Source organism: Synechococcus sp. H55.2 (genome assembly GCF_047462495.1).
Taxonomy (GTDB): Bacteria; Cyanobacteriota; Cyanobacteriia; order Thermostichales; family Thermostichaceae; genus Thermostichus.
On the sequence record NZ_JANSJH010000097.1, the window covers coordinates 6,577 to 10,076 of the forward strand.

The following is a 3,500-nucleotide window of genomic DNA, read 5'->3' on the forward strand; positions in this document are numbered from 1 at the left end:
GCCCTCGCCTTGGCTGGGTCACCCCTTGGATCCCACGCCCAGGCCGGATCCCACCGCCGGTTTTATTGAATATCTGCGCTGGATGCGAGCGCGGCTCGATGCTTTTAAAGACGGCACCAAAGCGGAGCTGGCGCACCAAGTGGAAACAACGATTAACCTTGGAGCCCGCTTGAAAGTTTTGAACGAGCGCACCCAACGCCTTGCCAGCGACACCTTTCAGGTTACCTGTCCCTGGCGAATTCGAGTCGGTGGGGCCAAGGGCCCAGAGAGCATGTTGCTCCCCGCTTTCGATCACTTAGGGATCCCTTACATTCCTGGCTCCACCCTGCGCGGTGTAGCCCGCTCCCAGGCCATTCGGGAGCTGATGCAGGAGCGCAACCTATCTTGGGATCAAGCAGACCAAGCTGTAGCTCCTTGGTTTGGCCACCTACAAGCTGAGGAAAAAGATAGCGCCGGCAAGGTTGTCTTTTTGGATGCCTATCCGGTACCCACTCGCCCCCAAAGGCGGGAGGATCCCGATAACTCCAAAACGGGGGGGCTGGCTGTAGATATTGCTAATAACGTCTGGAAATGGAATGGAAAAAATCTTGAATACTCGACCAACCCCAACTTATTTTTCTCTCTCAAGCAAGCCACTTTTTTGATTGGCCTACGCAAAGGCAGCGGCTGCACCGATGAGATGCTGGATCAAGTTAAGCAATGGCTCCTCCGGGGTTTGGAGCAAGGGGTGGGATCCCAGGTGAATACCGGCTACGGTCGGCTAATCCCCTCAGGGAAATCGCCGGACAAGAGCCAAGGAGAATTCTTGCGCCTGCCCTTTGAGTTAGAAGGCCAACTCATTCACGGGCGCCAGGTAGTCAACTGGAGACCCGACAAGAATCGCTACGACAACCGATCCATCGCCGAAGTGCGGCCTGTGGCCTTTAAGAATATGCTGCGCTATTGGTTCCGCACCCTTGCCCTGGGAGTTTTGCCGGTCGATCAGGTGCAGGAGTGGGAAGGGCAACTTTTTGGCGCCATCACCCCTAAGCAAAAACACGGCTGGATCCATGTAGATCTCCTAGATGGCAAAGTCTCTCAGCCGGAGCCCAATCAGCAAGGAAGAAATAAACCTGCCGGACGACAAGAAGGGATCCTCGTCTTGAGTCTTTCGGGCGAGTGCCAAAATTATGCTTCGCAGGAAGATCAAGAGGCGGCGAAAAAGCTCTTTGCCAACCTCACCTGGATGATGTTCCATCTGGGAGGTGTGGGCCAAGGGGCCAGAAGACCCTGCTACTCCCGCCAAAACCGCGAGCGGGCTCCCTGGTGGCGCGGCTCTACCCTAATTCCCAGGTCAGAGGATGCCTTTTGGGAGCTGCCGAAATCGGTGGCTGAGTTTCAGAAGCTTTTCCAAAAGCGTCTGGAAAACTTTTTTGCCGCTCTCAAGACTCTAACCAAGCAGGCTATTAACCCCAATAGCCCAAGAAGTGTTGGCCAAGTTGACAGGGATAAATGGCCGCAAGCAGTGGATGCCAACTGCCAGATTGTGGTCTGCAGCGGCGAGGAAGAGTTTAATAAACCCTATGCCCTGGCAACTTTGCATCGTCTTGGCCGGCAGGGCGAAGGCCGGTACGACAAATTCTTGTGTGGGGGTGTACAGGTACCCTCTCCGGTTTGGATTGCCGATTTGGGTGATTACCAAGTGGTTACCGTTTTTGGAGCAACGGCGGATCCTAGGAAAATGTATCTCGACGAGCTCAAGGGAAGTGCCGATGGCTTTGGAGTAATCTGGCCCTTGAGATAGAAAAATCTTGGAGAGTTTTTGGGAAAACCATGCCTAGAAAGAAGATCAAAGCCAAAGTTCTCAGAAACCTTGTTACAGCTACAATCAATGGCCTGATTACACTGGCCATTTTGCTCATTGCTCCCTTAGGTCTGGCAGCCGTGATTACCAACACTATTCTGGTTACAATTGCCAGCTTCTTTTCTGGAAGCCTAACGGAGATAGTCATGGATCTTTTGTCAAGTCCTGAAATTAATGTAGATGTTTTACCAGAAGAGCGCCAATCCAAGACCAGCACTTCCATAGAGCCAAGGCGAGGCTCAGAGAGTCTGCGTCGAGATGATCGATAATGCGAACCTTGTATGTTTCCCAGCAAGGGTGCAGGCTAAGCCTCAGGCAAGAGTTTGTGCTGGTTCATTTGGGCGATTTGCTCTTGCAGGAGGTGCCTCTGCCCTTGCTAGAGCAAATTTTAATCTTCGGCCGCTCGCAGGTGACTACCGATGTTGTAAGAGAGTGCTTGAAGCGCAATATCCCCATTGCCTACCTCTCCCGACTCGGCTATTGCTACGGTCGCCTCATTCCCATTGAAAGGGGCTACCGCCGCTTGGCCCATTGGCAACAAGCACTCCCTGAAGCATGGCGATTGCAAACAGCAGCCCAGATAGTGCGAGCTAAGCTCCTCAATGGCCGCGTGTTGTTGATGCGGCAACTTAGGCAGCGCCCCAGCGAAACTGGGGATCTAACCCTGCGCAGCCTGGAACATCTGGCCGAGCAAGTTCTGCAGGCTAAGTCTCTAGATCAATTGCGCGGCATTGAAGGGATCGGCGCAGCCCTGTATTTCCCAGAATTGGGCAATTGCTTGCAACAAAAAGGATTTGTTTTGCTCAAGCGCACCCGACAACCACCCACCAATCCAGTCAATGCCATGCTTAGCTTTGGCTATATGGTGCTCTGGAACCACCTATTAACCTTGATTGAGCTGCAAGATTTGGATCCCTATCAAGGTTGCCTACATGCCAGCAGTGAACGCCACGCTGCTCTGGTTTCCGATTTGCTGGAAGAGTTCCGAGCGCCTATTGTGGACTCCCTGGTACTGTGGCTTGTCAACAGCAGTGTTATGGATATCCAAGAAGACTTCGAGTATCGAGATGGGGGCTGTTTTCTCAACGATGCTGGCAGAAAGAAATACCTCAAAGCTTTTCTCCAGAGAATGGAGGGATCCATTACAACTCCTGCTGGGGATCAGCCCCGCTGGGATTTGCTAACACAGCAGGTTAAGAAGTTTAAGCAGTCCGTCTATAATCCTCAAGACTTGTATCAGCCTTACCGGATTCGCTGATGTTTCTTTATGTTGTTACCTACGATACCCCCTGTGACAAGCGCCGCAAGAAAATTGCCGACTTGCTAGAAGGCTACGGCAAGCGGGTGCAGTACAGTGTCTTCGAGTGCGTCCTCAACAAGGACAAGTTCGAGGAGCTCAAGCTACGGCTCCGGAAAAGGATCAAGCCCAACGAAGACAGCGTCCGCTTCTATCCCCTCACCAGCCACGCCCTCGATCAAGTGGAAATCTGGGGTGAACCCCCTTTAACTGCACCCCCTGGCTCGGTCATCGTGTAGCTCAGGCAACTTTCCCCCTACCTAAGTACTTGATGTTCTCGAAAGCACACAAAAACGGTATCAGCAGCTCTGCGAGCGCCTCGCCAAATCCCGCAAAGGCCGATTCTTTCGTTGACCCGCT

Annotated in this window: 4 protein-coding genes; all 4 read left to right on the plus strand. The window is 52.9% G+C overall.

Annotated features, from left to right (window positions below; all coding sequences use genetic code 11):
* Positions 1-1,783 (plus strand): RAMP superfamily CRISPR-associated protein (locus NW844_RS10735; RefSeq protein WP_414335544.1); only part of this gene is annotated, 1,783 nt, incomplete at its 5' end.
* A 29-nt stretch (positions 1,784-1,812) separates the two neighbouring features.
* Positions 1,813-2,112, plus strand: a complete 300-nt coding sequence (gene csx18 / locus NW844_RS10740) for a CRISPR-associated protein Csx18 (protein ID WP_414335546.1) — start codon at positions 1,813-1,815, stop codon at positions 2,110-2,112.
* A complete protein-coding gene (gene cas1, locus NW844_RS10745) occupies positions 2,112-3,101 on the plus strand; it encodes a CRISPR-associated endonuclease Cas1 (protein ID WP_414335548.1) in 990 nt (329 codons plus the stop codon). The genes csx18 and cas1 overlap by 1 nt, the downstream gene beginning before the upstream one ends.
* Positions 3,101-3,379 (plus strand): CRISPR-associated endonuclease Cas2, encoded by a 279-nt coding sequence (gene cas2 / locus NW844_RS10750; RefSeq protein ID WP_414335550.1) that lies wholly within the window; start codon positions 3,101-3,103, stop codon positions 3,377-3,379. Before cas1 ends, cas2 begins: the two co-directional genes overlap by 1 nt.
* The last annotated feature ends 121 nt before the right edge of the window (positions 3,380-3,500 follow it).

Coding starts and splice junctions, on each gene's coding strand:
- csx18 (WP_414335546.1), top strand. CDS start 1,813: ATGCCTAGAAAGAAGATCAAAGCCAAAGTTCTCAGAAACCTTGTTACA.
- cas1 (WP_414335548.1), top strand. CDS start 2,112: ATGCGAACCTTGTATGTTTCCCAGCAAGGGTGCAGGCTAAGCCTCAGG.
- cas2 (WP_414335550.1), top strand. CDS start 3,101: ATGTTTCTTTATGTTGTTACCTACGATACCCCCTGTGACAAGCGCCGC.